The organism is Oryzihumus sp., from assembly GCF_036391795.1.
Classification (GTDB): domain Bacteria; phylum Actinomycetota; class Actinomycetes; order Actinomycetales; family Dermatophilaceae; genus Oryzihumus.
Genome location: NZ_DASVZH010000235.1, coordinates 1 through 21,777, shown reverse-complemented (window position 1 = coordinate 21,777; position 21,777 = coordinate 1). Strand labels below are relative to the sequence as shown.

At 73.5% G+C, this 21,777-nt stretch carries 23 protein-coding genes; 7 read left to right on the top strand and 16 right to left on the bottom strand.

The window, feature by feature from the left end; translation table 11 throughout:
• Both menE and VF825_RS14690 read left to right on the top strand, forming a co-directional pair.
• Positions 1-1,018: o-succinylbenzoate--CoA ligase (gene menE / locus VF825_RS14695; RefSeq protein ID WP_331114595.1), on the top strand; the 1,018-nt coding region annotated here is incomplete at its 5' end.
• A 43-nt stretch (positions 1,019-1,061) separates the two neighbouring features.
• Positions 1,062-1,325: a PLDc N-terminal domain-containing protein gene (locus tag VF825_RS14690; protein WP_331114592.1), complete on the top strand. Its 264-nt coding sequence runs from the start codon at positions 1,062-1,064 to the stop codon at positions 1,323-1,325.
• A gap of 3 nt (positions 1,326-1,328) precedes the next feature.
• Here VF825_RS14690 and VF825_RS14685 read toward each other — a convergent pair whose 3' ends face one another.
• Entirely contained in the window at positions 1,329-2,642 is a 1,314-nt protein-coding gene (locus VF825_RS14685) for a M48 family metallopeptidase (protein ID WP_331114590.1), read from the bottom strand.
• 71 nt (positions 2,643-2,713) lie between these two features.
• Here VF825_RS14685 and VF825_RS14680 point away from each other — a divergent pair, with 71 nt between their 5' ends.
• Positions 2,714-3,589, top strand: a complete 876-nt coding sequence (locus VF825_RS14680; RefSeq protein ID WP_331114588.1) for a 1,4-dihydroxy-2-naphthoate polyprenyltransferase — start codon at positions 2,714-2,716, stop codon at positions 3,587-3,589.
• A 141-nt stretch (positions 3,590-3,730) separates the two neighbouring features.
• Here VF825_RS14680 and VF825_RS14675 read toward each other — a convergent pair whose 3' ends face one another.
• Genes VF825_RS14675 through VF825_RS14640 form a run of 8 tightly spaced genes read right to left on the bottom strand, consistent with a single transcriptional unit; the run spans position 3,731 to position 10,513 of the window.
• Complete coding sequence (locus VF825_RS14675) at positions 3,731-3,994, bottom strand: DUF4229 domain-containing protein (RefSeq protein ID WP_331114586.1); 264 nt, start codon at positions 3,992-3,994, stop codon at positions 3,731-3,733.
• 3 nt (positions 3,995-3,997) lie between these two features.
• The gene (ccsB, locus tag VF825_RS14670; protein WP_331114584.1) at positions 3,998-4,969 is read right to left on the bottom strand and encodes a c-type cytochrome biogenesis protein CcsB; all 972 of its coding nucleotides are present in this window, start codon (positions 4,967-4,969) and stop codon (positions 3,998-4,000) included.
• The gene (gene resB, locus VF825_RS14665; protein WP_331114582.1) at positions 4,966-6,600 is read right to left on the bottom strand and encodes a cytochrome c biogenesis protein ResB; all 1,635 of its coding nucleotides are present in this window, start codon (positions 6,598-6,600) and stop codon (positions 4,966-4,968) included. The genes ccsB and resB overlap by 4 nt, the downstream gene beginning before the upstream one ends.
• Complete coding sequence (locus VF825_RS14660) at positions 6,601-7,362, bottom strand: cytochrome c biogenesis CcdA family protein (RefSeq protein WP_331114580.1); 762 nt, start codon at positions 7,360-7,362, stop codon at positions 6,601-6,603. It abuts the gene before it with no gap.
• Between the two features lie 53 nt (positions 7,363-7,415).
• Entirely contained in the window at positions 7,416-8,003 is a 588-nt protein-coding gene (locus VF825_RS14655) for a TlpA disulfide reductase family protein (RefSeq protein WP_331114578.1), read from the bottom strand.
• A complete protein-coding gene (locus VF825_RS14650) occupies positions 8,000-8,635 on the bottom strand; it encodes a histidine phosphatase family protein (RefSeq protein WP_331114601.1) in 636 nt (211 codons plus the stop codon). Before VF825_RS14650 ends, VF825_RS14655 begins: the two co-directional genes overlap by 4 nt.
• A gap of 23 nt (positions 8,636-8,658) precedes the next feature.
• Entirely contained in the window at positions 8,659-9,993 is a 1,335-nt protein-coding gene (hemL, locus tag VF825_RS14645; RefSeq protein ID WP_331114576.1) for a glutamate-1-semialdehyde 2,1-aminomutase, read from the bottom strand.
• A 13-nt stretch (positions 9,994-10,006) separates the two neighbouring features.
• The gene (locus VF825_RS14640; protein WP_331114574.1) at positions 10,007-10,513 is read right to left on the bottom strand and encodes a MarR family winged helix-turn-helix transcriptional regulator; all 507 of its coding nucleotides are present in this window, start codon (positions 10,511-10,513) and stop codon (positions 10,007-10,009) included.
• A 133-nt stretch (positions 10,514-10,646) separates the two neighbouring features.
• Here VF825_RS14640 and VF825_RS14635 point away from each other — a divergent pair, with 133 nt between their 5' ends.
• On the top strand, positions 10,647-11,195 hold the full coding sequence (locus tag VF825_RS14635; protein ID WP_331114572.1) for a YceI family protein: 549 nt from the start codon (positions 10,647-10,649) through the stop codon (positions 11,193-11,195).
• Between the two features lie 69 nt (positions 11,196-11,264).
• Here VF825_RS14635 and hemB read toward each other — a convergent pair whose 3' ends face one another.
• The 6 genes from hemB to VF825_RS14605 all read right to left on the bottom strand — a co-directional run bounded on the left by hemB (position 11,265) and on the right by VF825_RS14605 (position 17,349).
• Positions 11,265-12,239 carry a porphobilinogen synthase gene (gene hemB, locus VF825_RS14630; protein WP_331114570.1) on the bottom strand — a complete coding sequence of 325 codons (975 nt, stop codon included), beginning with the start codon at positions 12,237-12,239 and terminating at the stop codon, positions 11,265-11,267.
• Positions 12,239-13,912: a uroporphyrinogen-III synthase gene (locus VF825_RS14625; protein ID WP_414695871.1), complete on the bottom strand. Its 1,674-nt coding sequence runs from the start codon at positions 13,910-13,912 to the stop codon at positions 12,239-12,241. The genes hemB and VF825_RS14625 overlap by 1 nt, the downstream gene beginning before the upstream one ends.
• Positions 13,909-14,958 carry a hydroxymethylbilane synthase gene (gene hemC / locus VF825_RS14620; RefSeq protein ID WP_331114568.1) on the bottom strand — a complete coding sequence of 350 codons (1,050 nt, stop codon included), beginning with the start codon at positions 14,956-14,958 and terminating at the stop codon, positions 13,909-13,911. Before hemC ends, VF825_RS14625 begins: the two co-directional genes overlap by 4 nt.
• A complete protein-coding gene (locus VF825_RS14615) occupies positions 14,955-16,262 on the bottom strand; it encodes a glutamyl-tRNA reductase (RefSeq protein ID WP_331114567.1) in 1,308 nt (435 codons plus the stop codon). The genes hemC and VF825_RS14615 overlap by 4 nt, the downstream gene beginning before the upstream one ends.
• Positions 16,259-16,942, bottom strand: coding sequence for a redox-sensing transcriptional repressor Rex (locus VF825_RS14610; RefSeq protein WP_331114564.1), 684 nt, complete (start codon positions 16,940-16,942; stop codon positions 16,259-16,261). Before VF825_RS14610 ends, VF825_RS14615 begins: the two co-directional genes overlap by 4 nt.
• A 155-nt stretch (positions 16,943-17,097) precedes the next feature.
• Entirely contained in the window at positions 17,098-17,349 is a 252-nt protein-coding gene (locus tag VF825_RS14605; RefSeq protein WP_331114562.1) for a glutaredoxin family protein, read from the bottom strand.
• Positions 17,350-17,403: 54 nt separating this feature from the next.
• Here VF825_RS14605 and VF825_RS14600 point away from each other — a divergent pair, with 54 nt between their 5' ends.
• The 3 genes from VF825_RS14600 (at position 17,404) to VF825_RS14590 (ending at position 20,447) form a co-directional block, all read left to right on the top strand.
• Entirely contained in the window at positions 17,404-18,258 is an 855-nt protein-coding gene (locus VF825_RS14600; RefSeq protein WP_331114560.1) for an HAD-IB family hydrolase, read from the top strand.
• A gap of 87 nt (positions 18,259-18,345) precedes the next feature.
• Positions 18,346-19,137, top strand: a complete 792-nt coding sequence (locus tag VF825_RS14595) for a sigma-70 family RNA polymerase sigma factor (protein ID WP_331114558.1) — start codon at positions 18,346-18,348, stop codon at positions 19,135-19,137.
• 119 nt (positions 19,138-19,256) lie between these two features.
• Complete coding sequence (locus tag VF825_RS14590) at positions 19,257-20,447, top strand: hypothetical protein (protein ID WP_331114556.1); 1,191 nt, start codon at positions 19,257-19,259, stop codon at positions 20,445-20,447.
• A gap of 236 nt (positions 20,448-20,683) precedes the next feature.
• Here VF825_RS14590 and VF825_RS14585 read toward each other — a convergent pair.
• On the bottom strand, positions 20,684-21,777 hold a 1,094-nt coding region (locus VF825_RS14585), incomplete at its 5' end, for a lysophospholipid acyltransferase family protein (protein WP_414695870.1).

Below are 21,777 nucleotides of genomic sequence, written 5' to 3'. Positions count from 1 at the left end.
GCCCGACCTGGCCCTGGCCGTGGGCACGTCCGGGTCCACCGGCCGGCCCAAGCGCGCCCTGCTCACCACCGCCGCGCTGCAGGCCTCGGCGCGGGCCACGCACGCCCGCCTCGGCGGGGACGGCCAGTGGCTGCTGGCGATGCCGGCGCATCACGTGGCCGGCCTGCAGGTGCTGGTGCGGTCGCTGGTCGCCGGCACCGTCCCGGTCGCCGTGGACACCAGCGCCGGCTTCACCCCGGCGGCGTTCGTCGCGGCCACCGGCCGCCTGGACCGGGCCACCCGGCGCTACACCGCCCTCGTGCCCACCCAGCTGGTGCGCCTGCTCCAGGGCCTTGAGAGCCGGGCGGCCCTCGCCGGGTATGCCGCGGTGCTGCTCGGTGGGGCGGCCGCGCCGCCCAGCCTGCTCGCCGCGGCGCGGGACGCCGGTGTCACCGTCGCCACGACGTACGGCATGAGCGAGACCGCCGGGGGCTGTGTCTACGACGGGCTCCCGCTGGAGGGCACCCGGGTCGACCTCGACGACGACGGCCGGATCAGCCTGGGCGGCCCGACCGTGGCCCACGGCTACCTCGCCGAGCCCGAGCTGGGCGCCGCCGCGTTCACCCGGGGCCCGGACGGCACCCGCTGGTTCCGCACCGACGACCTGGGGCAGGTCGACGGCGACGGCACGCTGCACGTGCAGGGGCGGGTGGACGACCTGGTCAACACCGGTGGGGTCAAGGTGGCGCCGCGGGTCGTGGAGGAGGCGTTGCTGGGCCACGTCGGGGGCGTCACCGAGGCCGTGGTGGTCGGTGTGCCCGACGAGGAGTGGGGCCAGGCCGTGGCCGCCGCCGTCGTGGTGGCGGACCCGGCCGCCCCGCCGTCGCTGGCCGACGTGCGGGCGCGGCTGCACGGCATACTGCCCGGCCACGCGCTGCCGCGGCGGCTGCTGGTGCTGCCCGCGATCCCGGTGCGCGGCCCCGGCAAGCCGGACCGGGCGGCCTTGCGGGCCCTGTTCGGGGAGTCCGTCGCGCGGTGAGAGAATCGGTCACCACAGGACCGAGGCCGGGGAGGCGACGAGGATGGCACGCGTGCTGCTGCCAGTGCTGGGTCTCGCGCTGACGATCTACGCCGTCATCGACTGCATCCAGACCGACCAGGAGGCCCAGCGCAACCTGCCCAAGCTGTTCTGGGTCGTGCTGATCCTGCTCTTCCCGCCGATCGGGGCGATCGCGTGGTTCGTCGCGGGCCGGCCGCGCCGGGGGTACGGCGACCGCGGTCGCGGCCCGGGACGCGGCAGACCGCTGGGCCCTGACGACGACCCCGACTTCCTGCGCAACCTCTAGCGCTCAGGCGTCCCGCAGCTCATCCTCCACCCGCCGCGTGAGGCGGACCTGGACGGCGGCGAGCTCGCGCTCCACCCCCACCGCAAGGTGATCCGCGCTGAACGGCGCGACCACGGGCTTGACCGAGCTCACCAGGTCGAGTCGCAGGTGGGTCGGCGGATGGGTGTCGTCGACCCGGTGCCCGTCGCGCACGCCCAGACGCATCAGCCGTTCACGCTCCCGCGCAGGGATGCGAGCCGACGTCCCCAGCGTGTGCCACGGCCCCTCGCCGCGCCGGACAGCGGCGGCCACCCTGACTGTCGTCCCCTCCAGACCGAGGAGTCGCACCAGCAGCGAGCTCGCCGCTGCCGGGCCGGCCATCCCTGCGGCTGCGAGATCTGCGTGGTACTCCTTGCGCTGGCCGTATCGCGCGGTGGCCACGGACAGCAGCACCAGCAGGCCTGTCACCGGCATCCGAAGCACCCACTTCAGCGCGTTGACCGCGGGGCCGAACAGCCCGAGTCCGCGACGCGCCGACCACACGGGATCAGGCTGCAACAGGCCCTGGAGCCGGCCGAGGACCGTGCTCGCGGCGGAGACCGGAACGCGCCAGGCGGTGTCGCCGTGGCGGACATGGCCCAGCTCGTGGCCCAGCAGCGCCACCTTCTCCTGCATGTCCAGGAGCGTCCAGCAGGGGGCACCGATGATGAGGGTGGAGCGGTGACGCCACCCGATGCGGGTGACCGCGGCGTTGAAACGCGGGTCGAAGCCCAACACGGCCGGAGGACGCAGCCCAAGTCGGTCCGAGACCTCATCGACCAGCCGCCAGGTGTGCGGGGCCTCCTCACGCGTGAGCTCCAGGACGTCGTCCCGGAGCGGGTTCGGTCGCGGCAGGAGGGCAGCGAGGAGGAGCCCGCAGAAGACGGCCAGCGGCCAGTGCCACCAGGCGTGCGCCACCGCCGCCGCCCAGATCACGCAGGCGGCCAGCGCGACCACTCCCGTGAGCACGACGATCGAGATGACCACCGCGGCGCCGAACGCCGCCCCCATCGGGACACGACCTGTCCCGGCCGACCCGTGGCCGACCATCTCCGCGTGGAGCCGCTCCGCGGCGCGGGTGACGATCCGTGCCTGGACGCGGCGGAGGCCCTTCTTCGGCTCGGGTTGTCGCCCGCCCGAGACGTTCCAGTCGCACGCGTCGCACCACGTCACCCACGCGCCGCCGTTCGGCACAGTGACCCGGCAGCTCGGGCACATGACGCCGGGCGCGTCGGTGGTCAGGTCGGTGTGCTCCGCGGGTCGGGCATCGGCCACGAACCGCATATCCCCCTCGGTCACGGGCGGAATCCTCGCACCGACACACGCACCCCGGGGGCGAATCGCCCGAACCTGCCAGCGAGAATCACCCCATGGCCACGTTGTCCCAGTGGGTCGAGGGTGCCCGCCCCAAGACCCTTCCCGCCGCCGTCGCGCCCGTCCTCGTCGGCAGCGGTGCCGCCGCTGCCCTCGCGAGCTTCAACGCCGCGGACGCGGTGCTCGCGCTGCTCGTCTCGCTGGCGCTGCAGGTGGGCGTCAACTACGCCAACGACTACTCCGACGGCATCCGCGGCACCGACGCCGACCGGGTCGGGCCGGTGCGGCTGGTCGGGCAGCGGCTGGCCACGCCGGGCAACGTCAAGCTTGCGGCGATGGCCTCCTTCGCGGCGGCCGCGCTGTTCGGCCTGGCCCTCGTCGCGCTGAGCGAGGCGTGGGTGCTCCTGTGGGTCGGCGCCGCCGCGATCGTGGCCGCCTGGTACTACACCGGCGGCAAGCGCCCCTACGGCTACGCGGGCCTGGGTGAGGTCTTCGTCTTCGTCTTCTTCGGCCTGGTCGCCGTCCTCGGCACCACCTACACCCAGGCGCACGAGCTCTCCGCCGCCGCGTGGGCCGGCGCGGTCGGCATCGGCGCGATCGCCGCGGCGATCCTGGTCGCCAACAACCTGCGCGACATCCCCGGCGACACGGTGTCCGGCAAGCGCACCCTCGCCGTGCGGCTCGGTGACCACCGCACCCGCACCCTGTATGCCGGCCTGCTCGCCGTCGCGTTCGTCGGCGTCGTCGTGGCCGGACTGTCGTCGGCCTGGCCCGCGCTCATCGCGCTGGCGTCCTTCGCCCTGGCGGTCCCGCTGGTGCGCCGGGTGTGGGGCGGTGCCCGGGGCCGGGACCTCGTCCCCGTGCTGGCCGGCACCGGCCGGTTCGAGCTGGTCTACGCCGCGCTGCTCGCGCTGGGACTGGCCCTGGCCTGACCCGCCCGGCCACCCGGCATACCCCGCCTGACTCAGCCGCTCTCCTCCCGACCGAACACCTCATATCCGTCGTTTCGCGGCCTCCAGGGCCCGGAAACGACGGATATGAGGTGTTCGGTGGTGCAGCAGGACGCGCGGCGCTCAGGCGTGCGCGGCGCCGCCGTCCTCGTCGTCCTCGACCTGCTCGTCGCTGCGACGCTCGGTCACGCGCGCCTGGCGCTGCTCGACCCGCGCGGCGACCTTGCGGCTGAACTCCTCGCGCGGTCCGGCGAGGACGAAGAAGGACACGACCATCGAGCCGAGCGCGGCCACGACGACGAGCCAGATCTCACGCAGCCCGATGAGGTAGCCCAGGCAGATGAAGCCCAGGAACATCAGCAGGCGCAGGACGGTGTAGCGAGCCATCGGTCACATTCCGGAGTAGGAGTGCTGGCCGACGAAGAACACGTTGACGACCATGTAGTTGACGAGGATGCAGCCGTAGCCGGCCAGGGCGAGGTAGGCGGCGCGGCGGACGGACCAGCCGGTGGTGGCGCGGGCGTGCAGGTAGGCGGCGTAGACCACCCAGATGACGAAGGTCCACACCTCCTTGGGGTCCCAGTTCCAGTAGTGACCCCAGGCCTGCTCGGCCCAGATCGCGCCGGCGATGAGGGTGAACGTCCACAGCGGGAAGGCCACGATGTGCAGGCCGTATGCCGTCCGGTCCAGCTGGCGGGCCGACGGCAGGGCGGTGTGCACCTTGGCGCGCATCCCGGTGACCTGCTCGGCGGGCAGCGCCTCGAGCCAGCTCATGACCAGGTAGAGGATCGTCACGCTGAACGCGATGGTGAACACCGCGACGGACAGTGTGGCGACGGTGACGTGGATGACCAGCCAGTAGGACTTCAGCGACGGCAGCAGCTGGCTGGCCGCGGTGTAGAAGACGGTGATCGCCAGGCCCAGGGTCAGCAGCACCGGGCCGACGACGAACAGGCCCAGCCAGCGCAGGTCGCGGCGGGTGGACAGCCCGAGGAAGACGGCCATGACGAAGGAGCAGCCGACGAGGGAGAACTCGTACATGTTGCCCAGCGGCGGGCGCTCGACCGACAGCCCGCGCAGCGCGGTCGCCGCGACGAGGAGCGCGGCCCCCAGCCAGGACAGGGACATCCCGATGCCGGCGGCCTTGCGGCGGCGCGGAGCGGGCGCGGCCGGGGTGACCTCGGTGGTCGCCGGGCCGCCGGCCCCGGCCAGCTCCCGCGCCGGTGCGGCGACCTTGGGCGCGACGCCGGCGAGGTCGATGGCGAAGGAGATCATGGCGATGGTGAAGACCGCCATGGCGGAGTAGAGGCTCAGGTTCGAGTACGACGCGAGCGTCTGGTTCGTCAGGATCTCGTTGCTCATGCGGTGCGCCCTGTCCGTTCTGCGATGGAGGCGAGCAGGTCCTCGACGGCACCTGCGAGCCCGGCGTCCTCACCCTTGGCCAGGGCGCCGATGGTGACCACGGTACGTCCCGTGCCGGTGATGTCCATGCCCGACCCCGGCTGGCCAGCGGTGATCCCCTGCACCCGGACGAACACGCGCCGGCGGCGGATCATCAGCGAGGCGATCAGGCCGGCCAGAGCCAGCAGCGCGCCCCACAGCGCGAACGGCTTGCCCGGGTCGTGGCGGACCGACAGGCCGGCGAAGCGCTGCACCCCGTCGAAGGTGATGCTGCCGCGCCCGCCGGGCAGCTGGTAGCTCTTGCCCGGGGTCAGCCAGATCCGCAGCGGGGTGCCCTTGCCGTCGGTCAGCTGGGTCATCTTCTCGGTCGAGAGGGTGTAGACCGACTGGGGCCGGCCACCGGGGTAGAGCTCGCCCTCGTAGACCCCGAGCGCCAGCGCGGGGTTCTTCAGGTCAGGGAAGGCCGAGGAGGGCCCGAAGGTCTTGTCGATGTAGGCGGTCGGCAGGAAGAAGCCGAAGAAGCCCAGCTGCTTGGGGCTGGCCGCCGACACCTTCACCGCGCCGACCGACTTGTAGTTGTTGTCCTGGGTCAGGAACGGCGTGGCCTGGTGGTAGAGCACCTGCCCCTTGGCGTCACGCACCGTGACCACGGGCGCGTAGCCGTTGCCGAGCAGGAACACCGACGCACCGCCCATGGACAGCGGGTGGTTGACCTTGAGCACCTGCTTCTGCGGCGCAGCGTCGGGGTTGTCGCGCGTGGTCGTGTATGCCGTGAAGTCGCGCGGCGCCCCGCGCTGGGCCCCCTGCGCCTTCTCCTCGAAGGTCACGTCGAGCTTGTCCACCGCCACGGAGAACGGGGTGAGGCTCTCGGCGTTCACCCACGGGCCCGGGTCGATGGTGTCGTAGGCCGAGAGGGTGTTGGAGAACGTCTCCCCGGCGGGGACGATGACGTCGCCGCGCCACCCGAAGAGGTGACCGACCGCGATACCGACGATGACGACGATCAGGGCCAGGTGGAAGACCAGGTTGCCCGTCTCGCGCAGGTAGCCGCTCTCGGCGCTGAGGGAGCCCTCGTCGTGGGCGTGCACCCGGAACCGCTTGCGCCGAAGCACCTCGCGGGCCGCCTGGAGCACGGCGGCCGGCTCGGCCTCGACGGTGACCTCGCCGTGCTCGGGCAGCCGCTCCAGGCGGCGCGGGGCGCGCGGCGGGACGGCGCGCATGGCGTGCCAGTGGATCCGCGAACGGGGCACCACGCAGCCCACGAGGGAGACGAACAGCAGCAGGTAGATCGCCGCGAACCAGGGTGAGGAGTAGACGTCGAAGAAGTCGAGGCGGTCCAGCCACGGGCCGAGGCTGCGGTGCTGGGCCAGGTAGTCGGCGACGCGGCCGGCGTCGATGTTGCGCTGGGGCCAGATCGAGCCGGGGACCGCGGCGATGGCCAGCAGGAGCAGCAGGAACAGCGCGGTGCGCATGCTGGTCAGCTGCCGCCACGCCCAGCGCAGCATCCCGAGCGGGCCGAGGCGCGGCAGGGTGACCGCGGTGTCCTCGGTCTCGTCGGGGCGGGTGTCGAGGCGCTCGTCGGCGCGGCTCATCTAGAGCACCGTCCTGAAGTTGTCGACCAGACGGGTCTGGAGGGTGGTGGTCACGGTGTCCCACAGGCCGGTGACCAGCAGGACGCCGACCGCGAGGAGCAGCAGGCCGCCGGCGACCTGGATGCCGCGGTGGTGGCGCTTGAGCCAGCCGGAGGCCCGGCCGGCGCGGCTGTAGCCGAGGGCGATGAGCAGGAACGGCACCCCGAGCCCGAGGCAGTAGGCCACGGCGAGGACGGTCCCGCGGGCCACCGCGTTGGCGTCGCCGCTGGTGGTGGCCAGGGTCATCACGGCGCCCAGGGTCGGGCCGGTGCAGGGGGCCCAGCCCAGGCCGAACACGACGCCGAGCAGCGGGGCGCCGAGCAGCCCGGCGCGGGGGCGCCAGCGCGGCGCGAAGGTGCGCTGCGTGCCCAGGCCGCCGACGCCGAGGAACACCAGCGCCATGAGGATCACCAGCACCCCGCCGACGCGCATCAGCGTGGTGCGGTACTCGACCAGCACTGCCCCGACCGAGGCGAAGAACGCGGCGCCCGCGACGAAGACGGCACTGAAGCCGAGGACGAACAGCAGCGCCCCGGTGAACAGGCGGCCGCGCCCGCGCCGGGCCAGCGCCACGTCGGACAGGCCGGTGACGTAGCCGAGGAAGCCGGGCACGAGCGGCAGCACGCACGGTGAGGCGAAGGAGACCAGCCCCGCCACGAGCGCGACCGCGACGGCGACCGGCAGCGCGCCGGTGGCCACGGTGGCGCCCGCGTCCGCGGTCACGGATGCGACCACGCTCGCGTGCAGGGGGGCCAGGCCGGTCATCTCGGGCCTGCTCAGGCCTTCTCGGCGAGGACGTCGTCGACGAGGCCGGTCAGGGTGGAGGTCTGCACGGGGCCGAGCACGCGCGCGGCGATCCGGCCGCGGGTGTCCAGGACCAGCGTCGTCGGCACCGTCGGGGCCTTGCCGCGCAGGGCCAGCACCGGGGCACCGCCGTCGTAGGCCAGGGAGGGGTAGGTGATGCCGCGCGAGCGCAGGAACGCCGCGCCCGCGTCCGGGCCCTCCTTGAAGTCCAGGCCGAGGAACTGCACCGGCTTGTTGGCCTTCTCGTAGGAGCCCCATGCCTGCTGCAGGTCACCGGCCTCGGACACGCACGGACCGCACCAGGAGCCCCAGACGTTGACCACGAGGACCTTGCCGCGGGCCCGGTCCATGGACCACGGCTTGCCGTCGACGGTGGTGCCCGTGAGGCGCACTGCGTCCTCGCGCTTGTCCAGCGCGATCCGCTCGACGGTGCCGTCGCCGGAGACGAAGCCCTTGCGGTCGCCGGACTTCGCCTGGGCCGAGATCGAGTTGGGGTCGCTGCTGCAGGCCGACAGGCCGAGGGCCAGCGCGGCGGCCACCCCGAGTGCCACGAACCTCACGCGCCCGCCTTCCTGGCCGCGTGGGCCAGCAGCGCGCCGGCGGGCTCGCTGTAGGTGATCGACTCGAGCTCGTCCCCCAGGAAGCTCAGCGTCGTCAGCGAGGCCAGGGCGCACTGCCGCTTGCGCGGGTCGTGCCAGAGCCGCCGGCCCTCGAGCCTGTTGCGCAGGGTCCACACCGGCAGCTGGTGGGAGACCACGACCGCCTCGTGGCCGCGGGCCGCGGCGCGCGCGTCGGCTACTGCGGCCACCATGCGGGCGGCGATCTCCTGGTAGGGCTCGCCCCAGGAGGGCCGGAACGGGTTGACCAGCTTGGGCCAGTGCTCGGGGTGGCGCAGAGACCCGTCGCCGACGCCGAAGGTGCGCCCCTCGAAGTAGTTGCCCGCCTCGATGACCCGGTCGTCGGTGTGGATGGCCAGGTCGTGGGCCGCCGCGATCGGGGTGGCCGTCTCCTGGGCCCGGTCCAGCGAGGACGCGACGACGTGGGTGACGTCGCGCACGGCGAGGTGGTCGGCCACCGTCTGCGCCATGTCCCGCCCGAGCTCGGACAGGTGGAAGTCGGGCAGCCGCCCGTAGAGCACGCCGGTGGGGTTGTGGACCTCACCGTGGCGCATCACGTGCACCACGGTGCGCACACCGGTGGAGGACATCTGCGGGGTCATGCCCCGATTGTCGCAAACGACTCTGTGACGGACCGGGCCGCCGCGGGCAGCGCGGAGATGACCTGGTCGACGGCCGCGTCGTCGTGGGCCGCGCTGACGAACCACGCCTCGAACGCGCTCGGCGGAAGGTGCACGCCCTGGCTGAGCATCGAGTGGAAGAAGGCCGAGAACGCTTGGGAGTTCTGGGCTTTGGCGTCGTCGTAGTTGTGCACGGCCTCCTCGCGGAAGAACACCGAGAACATGCTCCCGGCCCACTGCACGACGTGCGGTATGCCGTGCCGCGACAGCTCCTGCGTGGTGGCCGTGGCTATGGCGGAACTCACGTCGGCCAGGCGCTGGTAGACCTCGGCCGTGCAGCCCTGGAGGGTGGCCAGGCCGGCGGCGGTGGCCACCGGGTTACCCGACAGCGTGCCGGCCTGGTAGACGGGGCCTAGCGGCGCGAGCATCGCCATGACGTCGGCACGACCGCCGAACGCGGCCGCGGGGAACCCGCCGCCCATGACCTTGCCGAAGGTGAACAGGTCCGGTGCGCCGCCGTCGTACGGACCCTCGACGCCGTACCAGCCGGCCGCGCTGCACCGGAAGCCGGTCATGACCTCGTCGGAGATGAGCAGGGCACCGTGCTCGCGGGTGACCCGGCGCATGGCCTCGGTGAAGCCGGGCAGCGGCGGGACGACGCCCATGTTGCCGGCGGCCGCCTCGGTGATGACGGCGGCGATCTCGGCGCCGTGCTCGGCGAAGGCCGCCTCGAGCGCCTCGACGTCGTTGTAGGGCAGCACGATCGTCTCGCCCGCGCTCGAGGCGGGCACGCCGGCGGAGTCCGGCAGGGCGAAGGTGGCCACGCCGCTGCCGGCCGAGGCGAGCAGCGCGTCGACGTGGCCGTGGTAGCAGCCGGCGAACTTGACGACCTTGGAGCGGCCGGTGAAGCCGCGGGCCAGGCGGATCGCGCTCATCGTCGCCTCGGTGCCGCTGCTGACCAGGCGCACCTGCTCGACCGGCTCGACCCGGGCGACGATCTCCTCGGCCAGGGCCACCTCGTTCTCGCTCGGCGTGCCGAAGCTGAACCCCTTGGTCGCCGCCTCCTGCACCGCCGCCATCACGCCGGGGTGGGCGTGGCCCAGGATCATCGGCCCCCAGGAGCAGACCAGGTCGACGTACTCCCGGCCGTCGACGTCCCGCAGCCACGGTCCCTGCGCGCTCGCCATGAACCGCGGGGTGCCACCCACGGCACGGAAGGCGCGCACCGGGCTGTTCACGCCGCCGGGCGTGACGCGGGCCGCGCGCTCGAGCAGGGCCTGGGACTCGGGTGCCTCGAAGGGGTATGCCGTCATGCCCTCGATTGTCTCAGGCCGGCAGGACCCCCTCGGCCACCTCCTCGCACGCCCCGGTGGCCTCGATGCCGTCGGCGATGGCCTGCATCGCCGCACCCATCGCGATCAGCTGGGCGCGCGTGAGGTGGTCGGTCAGCGCAGCCCGCACGCTGGCGACGTGCAGCGGCGCGATGGCCTCCACCGCGGCATACCCCTCGTCGGTGAGGACCAGCTCGACGCCGCGGCGGTCGCCCTCGCACGGCTCGCGGCGCACGAAGCCCCGCTTCTCCAGCCGGGAGGCGGTGTGCGTGAGCCGGCTGCGCGACTGCACCACGAGCGTGGCGATCTCGGACATGCGCAGCCGTCGGCGCGGGTTCTCGCTGAGCATCGACATGATCTCGTACTCGCTCAGCTGCACCCCGTGCGCGATCAGGTCACGGTCGAGGGCCACCTCGAGGAGCCGGCTCGCGCGCAGGTAGGAGCGCCACGCCTGCTGCTCCTCGTCGTCGAGCCAGCGTGGTGCGGTCAGGTCAGTGCTCATGGAATGTAGTTTACCGTTCAGTGGTTGAAGATTAAACAAGATCGGCGTACAGTCGACAACAGGACGCCACAGGCAGACCTTCCACACCGGCCTGGGACGTGACACCACCCGCAATCACCCAAGGAGTATCTCGATGACCACCTTCTCCGACCTCACCCCCGGCACCTGGGACGTCGACGCCTCGCACAGCGAGCTGGGCTTCGTGGCCCGTCACCTGATGGTCACCAAGGTCCGCGGCCAGTTCAAGGACTTCCGGGCAACGGTCACCGTCGGCGAGCAGCTCGAGGACTCCTCGGTCGAGGCCACCGTCCAGCTCGCGTCCGTCGAGACCGGCAGCCCCGACCGCGACGGCCACCTGCGCTCGGCCGACTTCTTCGACACCGAGAACAACCCGGAGATGACCTTCCGCAGCACCAAGGTCACCCCCGACACCCTCGAGGGCGACCTCACCATCAAGGGCGTCACCCAGCACGTCGTGTTCGACCTCAGCTTCAACGGCGTGGCCAAGGACCCGTGGGGCGGCACCCGCGCCGGCTTCGAGGCCTCCGCGGAGATCAACCGCAAGGACTTCGGCCTGACCTGGAACGCCGCGATCGAGGGCGGCGGCGTCCTGGTCAGTGACAAGGTCAAGATCAACCTGGACATCCAGCTCGTGGCCGCAAAGGTCCCGGCGACCGTCTGACCCCGGCGCCACACGACGAAGGGCCGCACCCACTCCTCCGGGTGCGGCCCTTCGTCGTGCCGTGGCAGCTCAGCGCAGCGCGCGGGCGGCCTCGACGGCGTAGTAGGTGAGGATGTTCTGCGCGCCGGCGCGGCGGATCGCGATGAGCGACTCCATCAGCACCCGCTCGCGGTCGATCATCCCGGCGGTGGCGGCGGCCTCGATCATGGCGTACTCCCCCGAGACCTGGTAGGCGCTCACCGGCACCTCCGACTCGGCCGCGACGGCCGAGAGGATGTCCAGGTAGGGCAGGGCGGGCTTGACCATGACCATGTCCGCGCCCTCGGCGATGTCCAGGCGCACCTCGCGCAACGCCTCCACGGCGTTGCCCGGGTCCTGCTGGTATGCCGCCCGGTCACCCTGCAGGGTCGACTCCACCGCGTCGCGGAAGGGGCCGAAGAAGCCCGAGGCGTACTTGGCGGCGTAGGCCAGCAGGATCGTGTCGGTGCGCCCGGCCGCGTCGAGGGCGGCGCGGACGTGGCCGACCTGGCCGTCCATCATCCCGGACAGGCCGAGCACGTGAGCCCCGGCCTCGGCCTGGGCCAGGCCCATCGCCGCGTAGCGCTCCAGCGTGGCGTCGTTGTCCACCCGGCCGGCCGCGTCGAGCACCCCGCAGTGGCCGTGGTCGGTGAACTCGTCCAGGCACAGGTCGGCCATGACCACCGTGTCGTCCCCGACCGCCGAGCGCAGCCGGCGCAGCCCCCGGTTGAGGATGCCCTCGGGGTCGTCGGCGCCGGAGCCGACCGCGTCCCGGGTCGAGGGCACGCCGAAGAGCATCAGCCCGCCGACGCCGGCCTCGACGGCCTCGGCGGCGGCCTTCTCCAGCGAGTCCAGGGAGTGCTGGACCACGCCCGGCATCGACCCGATCGGCAGCGGCTCGGCCGCCCCCTCCCGCACGAACATCGGCAGGATCAGGTCGGCCGGGTGCAGCCGCGTCTCCGACACGAGCCGGCGCACGGCCGGGCTCTGCCGCAGCCGGCGGGGGCGCTGGGCGGGGAAGCCCATCACTTGGCCTTGCGCCGGGAGGAGGCCTTCCGGGCGCTGGGCCGCACGACCGGCTCGCCGGCTTCGGTGGCCGCCAGGGCCAGGCCCAGGCCGTACTCGGCCAGCGCGTCGACGAGGGACTCGGCCGAGGCCTCCGCCGCGAGGACGTCGACCCGCAGACCGTGCTCCTCGGCGGTCTTGGCCGTGGCCGGGCCGATGCAGGCGACGACGGTCGCGGAGTGCGGCTTGCCGGCGATCCCCACGAGGTTGCGCACCGTGGAGCTGGAGGTGAACACGACCGCGTCGAACCTGCCGGTCTTGATCGCCTCGCGCACCGGCGCCGCCGGCGGGGCGGCGCGCACGGTCCGGTAGGCCGTCACGTCGTCGACCTCCCAGCCCATCTCCTCCAGGCCGGCGACCAGGGTGTCCGTGGCGATGTCGGCGCGGGGCAGGAAGACCCGGTTGATCGGGTCGAGCACCTCGTCGAACGGCGGCCACTCGGCCAGCAGGCCCTGGGCGGACTGCTCCCCGGAGGGCACCAGGTCGGGCTCCAGGCCCCACTCGCGCAGGGCCGCGGCGGTGACCCCGCCGACGGCGGCGATCTTCAGCCCCGCGAAGGCCCGGGCGTCGAGGCCGAACTCGGCGAACTTCTCCTTGACCGCGCGCACCGCGTTGACGGAGGTGAAGCCGATCCACTCGTAGCGGCCGGTGACCAGCCCCTTGATCGCGCGCTCCATCTGCTGCGGCGTGCGCGGTGGCTCGACGCTGATCGTGGGGACGACGTCGCTGGTCGCCCCGTAGGAGGCGAGCCGGTCGGTCATCGGTCCGGCCTGGTCCTTGGTGCGCGGCACCAGGATGTTCCAGCCGAACAGCGGCTTGGTCTCGAACCACGACAGCTGCTCACGCAGGGCCACCGTGGCGCCGATGACGGCGAGGGTCGGGAACTCGACCTTGGCCGACTTCATCGTCGCGGCGACCGAGCCCAGCGTGGTGGTGTGCGTGCGCTGGGTGATCGTCGTGCCGCGCTCGGTCAGGGCGACCGGCGTCTCCGGGTCACGGCCGGCTGCCAGCAGGTCGGCCAGGGACCGGGCCAGGGACTCCGGCGTGCCGAGCACGACCACGGTGACGTCCGCGCCGGTGGAGCGGGCCCAGTCGACCTTGGTGTTGTCACCCGAGACGACGTGCAGCGTCGGCGACGACGCGGACGTCAGCGGCACCCCGGCATACGTGGGCACGGCGCTGACCGCACTGACACCCGGGACCACCTCGAAGCCGATGCCGGCCTTGCGGCAGGCCAGGGCCTCCTCGGCCAGGCCGTTGAAGGTGGCCGGGTCGCCGTCCATGAGGCGCACGACCAGGCCGGCGTGCCCGCCCGCGGCGCCGGCGGACTTGGCCGCCTTGACCACGAGCTTGGCGCGGGAGGCGTGGGTCAGCGGCTGCCCGTGCTCGCCGTGGCCGGCGTCGACGACCTCCACGCCCTCGCGGACGAACGGCGCGATGAAGTCCTCGCGGGCCACCTGGTCGATGACGACGACGTCGGCGGCGGCGAGGTAGTCGGCGGCACGCTGCGTCAGCAGGCCGGGGTCGCCGGGACCGGCACCGACGAACGCGACCCGGCCCAGGGGCTTGCTGGTGCGGCTGGTCGTGGTGGCGGTCGTGTGGGTGTTGCTGGGGGTTGAGCGCGTGGGGCTCACAGGGCACGCTCCGGAGCGGTCGGGTCTGGGCGGTCGGCGGGGTCGTGGGGGCGGTCGGCCACGTGCTGGGGGTTGTGGTCTCCCGCCCTGTCTGGGTCGGGTGGTCGGTCCTCACTGACGGCCGGCCCCAGGCCGACCGTGACGATGTCGCGGGCTCCGTCCTCGAGCAGGACGGCGGCCAGCTCGCGGCCGAGACGCTCGGCCTCGGGCACCGGGCCGGTGACCGAGCGGCGCAGCTCGGCGGCTCCGTCCTCGCTGCCCACGAAGGCTCGCACGGACAGCTCCGCGCCGTCCATTCCCTCGACGACCTCGGCCAGGGCGCCGATCGGCGCGGTGCAGCCGGCTTCGAGCGCCGCGAGCAGGGCGCGCTCGGCGGTGACCGAGGCCCGGGTGTCGGCGTCGTCGAGGGAGCGCACGGCCGCGGTGGCCGCCGCGTCGTCGCTGCGCACCTCGACGGCGAGGGCGCCCTGCCCGGGGGCGGGCAGCATCTGCAGCGGGTCGATCAGCTCGGTCACCTCGTCGAGGCGGCCGAGGCGGGCCAGGCCGGCGGCGGCGAGGACCACCGCGTCGACCTTGCCCTCGTGCACGAGTCGCAGGCGGGTGTCGACGTTGCCGCGGATGGCGCGGACGTCCAGGCCGAGGCCGAGGGCCGCGATCTGTGCGGCGCGGCGCGGGGACCCGGTGCCGACCACGGCGCCGGCCGGGAGCTCGCCCAGCGTGAGGCCGTCGCGGGCGACCAGCGCGTCGCGGGGGTCCTCCCGACGCGTCACGGCGGCGACGGCCAGGCCCGGCTCGGGCGCGACGGGCAGGTCCTTCAGCGAGTGGACGGCCAGGTCGACCTCACCGGCCAGCAGCGCCTGGCGGATGGCCGCGGCGAAGACGCCGGTGCCGCCGATCGCGGACAGCGGCTGGGTGGAGGTGTCGCCGAACGTGGTGATCTCGACCAGCTCGACCTCGTGGCCGAGGGCGCGCAGCTGGTCGGCGACCCACCCGGACTGGGTGGTCGCGAGGGCGGAGCGGCGGGTGCCCAGGCGCAGGCGGGTCACGCCAGACCACTCCCCTCGGGCGGCACGGAGACGGCGGCGACGTCGTGCGGGTCGAGGTCGAACAGCTCGCGCAGGGCCTGGGCGTAGTCGCCGCCCTGACCCTCGCCGGCCAGCTCCTTGACCCGCACCGTCGGGGCGTGGAGCAGCTTCTCCACCACGCGGTGCACCGCGAGCTGGACCTCGCCGCGAGTGGTCTCGTCCAGCTGGGGCAGCCGCTGCTCGAGGCGGGACAGCTCGGCGGCCACGACGTCGGCGGCGCGGGAGCGCAGCGCGGCGACGGTGGGCGCCACGGCCTGGGCCCGGCGGCCGGTGAGGTAGGCGGCGACCTCGGCGGTGACGAGGTCCTGGACCTGCTGCAGCTGCGGGCTCACCTGGCCGGGGGCGAGGTCGGCGCCGAGCTCCTCGAGCCCGACGACCTCGGCCGCCTCGACCTCGGCGGCACGCGGGTCGACGTCGCGGGGCAGGGCCAGGTCGACGAGCACCTGCGGGCGGCCGGCCCGGTCGAGGGCGGCCCGGGCGACCATGTCCGCAGTGAGCACGTGGCCCACCGCGCCGGTGCAGGAGATGACCAGGTCGGCCTCGCGCAGCGCCTGCTGCAGGTCCTCGAACGGCAGGGACCGCCCGCCGGTCGTGGTGGCCAGCCGCTGGGCCTTGCTGCGCGTGCGGTTGATGACCACGAGGTCACCGGCGCCGCCGCGGGCGACCGTCGTCGCGGCGAGGCTGCTCATCGAGCCGGCGCCGACGACGAGCACCCGCGTCTGCGCCAGCGGCCCCAGGGCCCGCGCGGCGCGGGCCAGCCCGGCCTCCACGAGGGAGACGCTGACGGTGTCGAGCTCGGTCTCGGAGTGGGCGCGCTTGCCGACCCGCAGCGCCTGCTGGAACAGGGAGGCGAGGGTGCCGCCGGCCTGCCCGTCGGCCTGGGCGGTGCGCAGGGCCTCGCGCAGCTGGCCGAGGATCTGCCCCTCGCCGACCGCCATCGAGTCCAGCCCGCAGGCGACGGTGAAGGCGTGGGCGATCGCCCGGTCCTCGTAGTGCACGTAGAGGTGCTCGCGCAGGTCGTTCAGCGGCACACCGGAGCTGGCCGCGAGCGCCTCGCCGATCTCGTTGACCGCGCCGTGGAAGGTGGCGGCCTCGGCGTAGACCTCGAGCCGGTTGCAGGTGGAGACCACGACGGCCTCGTGCACGCTCTCCCCGGCGCGGACGGTGCGGGCCAGCGCGGCCACCCCCTCGGCGTCCAGGGAGACCGACTCCAGGACGGGGATCGGGGCCGTGCGGTGCGACAGGCCGAGGACGACGACGCTCACCGGACCACCTCGCGCAGCGGGGTGCGGCGGGCGGCGAGGGCCTTGCGTTGCTCGTGGAAGGCCAGGATCTGCAGCTCCATGGACAGGTCGACCTTGCGCACGTCGACGCCGTGGGGCACCGACAGCACGCAGGGGGCGAAGTTGAGGATCGAGCGCACCCCGGCGGCGACGAGGCGGTCACAGACGCCCTGGGCGGAGGCGGCCGGGGTGGAGATGACGCCGATGGCGATGCCGTCCTCCTCGGCGACCCGCTCGAGGTCATCCATCGGGCGGACGGTCACCCCGGCGATGGGCTGGCCGACGATGTCGGGGTCGTGGTCCAGCAGCGCGACCACGCGGAACCCGCGGGTGACGAAGCCGGAGTAGTTGGCCAGGGCGTGCCCGAGGTTGCCCAGCCCGACGATGGCGACGGGCCAGTCCTGGGTCAGGCCGAGCTCACGGGAGATCTCGTAGGCGAGCAGGTCGACCTCGTAGCCGACCCCTCGCACGCCGTACGAGCCGAGGTGGGAGAGGTCCTTGCGCAGCTTGGCCGAGCGCACCCCTGCCGCGGTCGCGAGCTCCTCCGAGGAGACGGAGGTGATGCCGCGCTCCGCGAGGTCCGTCAGGGCACGCAGGTACTCCGGTAGCCGGGCAACTGTCGCGTCGGGTATTCCTCGACGGGCTGCGGGGTCGGCGGTCACGGTCGCACCGGCTCCTTCCGTACAGGTCCGGACGTCACAAGCCGGACTGGAGCGCGTGGGTTCACCTCAGGGTAGGTCTTTGTGAACACACGCACAAAGTCGCGAACCGACCCCGCCGTCTGGTAGGTGAGCGATGTCACCGACAATGCGGGGGCTCAGCCCCCGAGCGCGGCGCGCAGGCGCCGCTCGTCGACCCTCCAGTAGTCGTGCTGGCGGCCGTCCACGAGCGTGACCGGGATCTGCTCGGCGTACGCCGCCATGAGCGTGTCGTCCTCGAGCACCGACCACTCCTGCCAGCCGACGCCGAGGTCGTCGGCCACCCGCGAGATGACCTCGCGGGCGTCGTCGCACAGGTGGCAGCCGGGCTTGCCGATCAGGGTGATGCGCGGCGCGGGGGTGGCAGGCACCTCACCACTGTATGCCGCGATGTCGCCCTCTTCGTCCCGGTCTAGGCTGGGGCCATGGAGCTGCCGGCGGGGCCCGACGAGCGCGAGACCGTGGCGGCTGCCGTCCACCTTCCCGAGGGCCTGGACAACGCCCTGGCGGTGCCGGCCGACCCGACCGCTGCGGCGTTCTTCGACCTCGACAACACGCTGCTGCGGGGAGCGAGCGTCTTCCACCTCGCCAAGGGCCTCTACCGGCGCAAGTTCTTCGGCGCCCGCGACATCGCCGCGATGCTGTGGAAGCAGGCGTGGTACCTCGCCGTCGGGGAGAACCTCGACCACGTCGCCAAGATCCGCGAGCAGGGCCTGGGCTACGTCGCCGGCCACTCGGTGACCGAACTGACCGAGATCGGTGAGGAGATCTACGACGAGGTGATGGGCGAGAAGATCTGGCCCGGCACGCACGCCATGGCGCAGATGCACCTCGACTCGGGCCAGCGGGTCTGGCTGGTCACGGCCACCCCGATCGAGGTCGCCGAGGTCATCGCCCGGCGGCTCGGCCTCTCCGGCGCGCTCGGCACGGTGGCGGAGACCCGGGACGGTCTCTACACCGGACGCCTGGAGGGCGAGCCGCTGCACGGCGAGGCCAAGGCGGTCGCGGTGCGGGCGCTGGCGCAGGAGGAGGGGTTGGACCTGGCCCGCTGCTCGGCCTACTCCGACTCGGCCAACGACATCCCCCTGCTGTCGCTGGTGGGCCATCCCTACGCCATCAACCCCGACGCCCGGCTGCTCGAGCACGCCCGGGCCCACGGCTGGCAGGTGCGCGACTACCGCACCAAGCGCAAGGCGGCCAAGCTCGGCCTCCAGGCGGCGGGAGCCACCGCCCTGGCCGGGGCGCTGGCCGCAGCCTCGGCCCGCCGGCTGCGCCGTTGAGGCCCGGTTCTACGGGGTCAAACCCCGGACCCCCCTGACATTTCGGGCGACTTTGGGGAGACTGTGCGCCGAGGAGGTTGCCCCATCGTGAGCCGGAGGATGCAGGGTCGCGCGAGCCTGCCCGCGCGCCGGGCCCGCGCCCGCGACGCGCGGTGGGCTGCGCCTGCCCCGGTGCCGGCCGGCATACCCGTCCTGCCCGACCACGGCCTGGGCGAGGCCACCCGGGCGTTCCTGGACAGCCTGCGGGTCCTGCTCGCCGCTGCCGCCGGCGACGGCGGGGCGCCCGGCGGGGGTGGCACGACGCTGCAGCAGCCCGGTGGCGTCCCGGAGGACATGGACCGGGTGGCCGCCCTCGTCGAGCTGGCCCAGGGCGGCGACGCCGAGGCGTTCGGCCTGCTCTATGAGCGCTACGTCGACCTGGTCTACCGCTACATCTACGTGCGCGTGGGCTCACGGCACCTGGCCGAGGACCTCACCTCCGAGACGTTCGTGCGGGCGCTGCGCCGCATCGACTCCTTCTCCTGGCAGGGCCGTGACATCGCGGCGTGGTTCGTGACCATCGCCCGCAACCTCATCACCGACCACGCCAAGTCGGCGCGGTTCCGCCTCGAGGTCAGCACCGCCGACATGCTCGACGCCGACCGCCGGGTCGAGGCGCCGGAGGCCGAGGTGCTCCAGCACCTGCGCGACACCCGCCTGCTCGAGGCGGTCCGCGACCTCAAGCCGGAGCAGGCCGAGTGCGTCGTCCTGCGCTTCCTCCAGGGCCTGTCCCTGGCCGAGACCGCCGCCGTGATCGGCAAGTCCGAGGGAGCGGTCAAGCAGCTGCAACTACGGGCCGTCCGCGCCCTGCACCGAGCCCTGGACGGGGAGGTGCTCTGAGCGATGACCACCACCCATCGACCGCGTAACCTACGGCCCGACACGTCGTTCTCAGGACGATCCACACGCATGGGGCCGCAGTCGTCAACAGTCACCGTCACAGGGGAGGGAATGCCGGTATGCCGTTGCTGAGCCGCCGAGCCGACCTCTTCCACCGCGCCCTCGGGGGCGCTCCGCCCGCCGACGAGGAGATCGCGAGCCTCGTCCGCACGGCCTCGCGCATCCCCACCCTCGATGGCCCCGCGTGCGCCCCGCGCCCGGAGTTCGTCGAGCAGCTCGGCGCGCGGCTGCGGGCCGAGGCGCAGACCTTGCCCGCCCGCCCCGCCCGGCCCACCGCTGTGCAACACGCGCCCGGCGGTGGCCCGCTGGTGCTCGTCGTCGGCCGGGGCCTGCCGCGGGCGCTCGCGGGCGCCGTCGCCACCGTGCTGGTCGCCGCGGCTGCCGTCGGTGTCGTCTCGCGCGGCTCCCTGCCCGGCACCGCGCTCTACCCCGTCAAGCAGCTGCTCGACGCGGCCGCTGTCCAGCTCGCCGGCTCCGAGCACGACCGGGGGCTGACCCTCCTCGCCCAGGGCCAGCAGCACATCTCCGAGGCCGGCGACCTCGCCGACGGCGGCACCACCGACCCGGCGCCCTACGACGAGGCCCTCGGCGCGGCCTACGACGCGACGCTCGGCGGCCAGCGCACCCTCCTCGCGCTCTACGACAGCAACCACGACCAGCAGGCGCTCATCGCGGTCCAGGACTTCACCGCACGGGCACTGCCCCAGGTCCAGGCGCTGCGCTCGCGGGTGCCCGCGGCCAGCGTGCCCGCGGTCGACCGGCTGGTCACCCTGCTCCAGCTCGGCGAGGAGGCGGTGGCCCGCAAGGTCGAGGCCTGCGGCGCGCCGTGCGCCGCCCTGGACCGTCCCGGGTCCACCCCCGGCCCGTCCACGCTGCCGGCCCTTCCTCGCCCGTCAGATGCGGCCGCGCCGACCAGCACGCCGGGGGTGCTGGTGCCCAGTGGCTCGGCCTCGCTGCCGGGCGTCGGCATCAGCACGTCCGGCGCTGGCGGCGGCCTGTCCGCCTCGCTGCCCGGGGTGTCGGTGTCCGTGCCCCTGCCGGGGGTCTCGCTGGGCAGCTCCTCCTCGTCGGTCGGCGGCTCCGTCGGCGTCGGCGCCAGCGTCCCGGGCGTGGGCAGCCTCAGCGTCGGCTCCGGTGGGGTCAAGGTCAGCCCCTCGGGGAGCAGCGCCTCCCTCAGCGTCCCGGTGCCCGACCCGCTGACCTCGGCCGTCAGCGGGGTGGGTGGCATCACCGGCGGCCTGGGCAAGTAGGCCGAAGGCCTCCCCTCCCCGCACCGGGGCGTTCATCGAGTCGACCGCCCTGGCCGCTCGCTTGGTGACCATTCGCCGGCCCCGCGTCTGCCCGCCACCCCACCAGCTGTGGACCCGGCCCCCCTGGGCGCCCGGTGGGTCGCTGATGCATCAGCGGGGCAGGTGGGCAGATGCGGGGTCGTGGGCACACCGGGTCGATGGTCCTGGCCCGACGGACGGTGGACGTCGGGTGGGCCTCAGAAGAAGACCGACCGCCGCTGCATCAGCAGCGAGTACAACGTCTGCTGGATCGTCTCGCGGACCTGGTCGGTGAGGTCGAACACAAGCATCGGGTCGTCGGCCGCCTGCGGACCCAGGGAGTCGGTCTCCACCGGCGCACCGAACTCGATGATCCACTTGCTGGGCAACGGGATCAGGCCGAGCGGGCCCAGCAGCGGCCAGGTCGGCGTGATCGGGGCGTAGGGCGCCCCGAGCAGCCGTGCCACGGCCTTCATGTTGCCGATGATCGGGTAGATCTCCTCGGCGCCCACGATCGAGCAGGGGATGATCGGCACGCCGGTGCGCAGCGCCGCCGAGACGAAGCCGCCCCGTCCGAACCGCTGCAGCTTGTAGCGCTCGCTGAACGGCTTGCCGATGCCCTTGAACCCCTCGGGCCAGACGCCGGCGAGCTCGCCGGAGGACAGCAGCCGCTCGGCGTCGGCGTTGGCCGCCAGGGTCGAGCCGCTCTTGCGGGCCAGGTCGCCGACCACCGGGGTCTGGAACACCAGGTCGGCGCCGAGCATCCGCAGGTGCCGGTGCGCCGGGTGCTCGTCGTGCACGGCGACCTGGGTCATCAGCGAGTCCAGCGCCACGGTGCCGGAGTGGTTCGCCACGACCAGCGCGCCGCCCTCGGCGGGGATGTTCTCGATGCCGCGCACCTCGACCCGGAACCACGAGCGGTACAGCGGGCGCAGCAGTGGCAGGTAGGCGTGCTCGGTGAAGTCGGGGTCGAAGCCGAACTCGTCGACGGTGTAGTCGCCGGTCAGCCGTCGGCGCAGGAACGCGAGCGTGCCGGCCACCTGGCGCTCGACCTCCTCACCGGAGAGGCCTGCAGCGTGCGCCGCGGTCCGCAGGATGCTCACGGCGACCTGGACCAGCTCCTCCACCCCGCTGACGTGGATGCGGTCGGCGGCGGGTGCGGCCTCCGCGACCTGGGGCTCGGGTGCGGGCGGGGTCGCCGGCGCGGTGCGTCGCGTGCCCTTGCGGCGTGCCTCGCCCTTGGCCCGGGTCCTCGCCTTGCCGTCCGCCGCGGTGACTGGCCGGGGCTTGGCAACGGGGCGGGGCCGGTGCG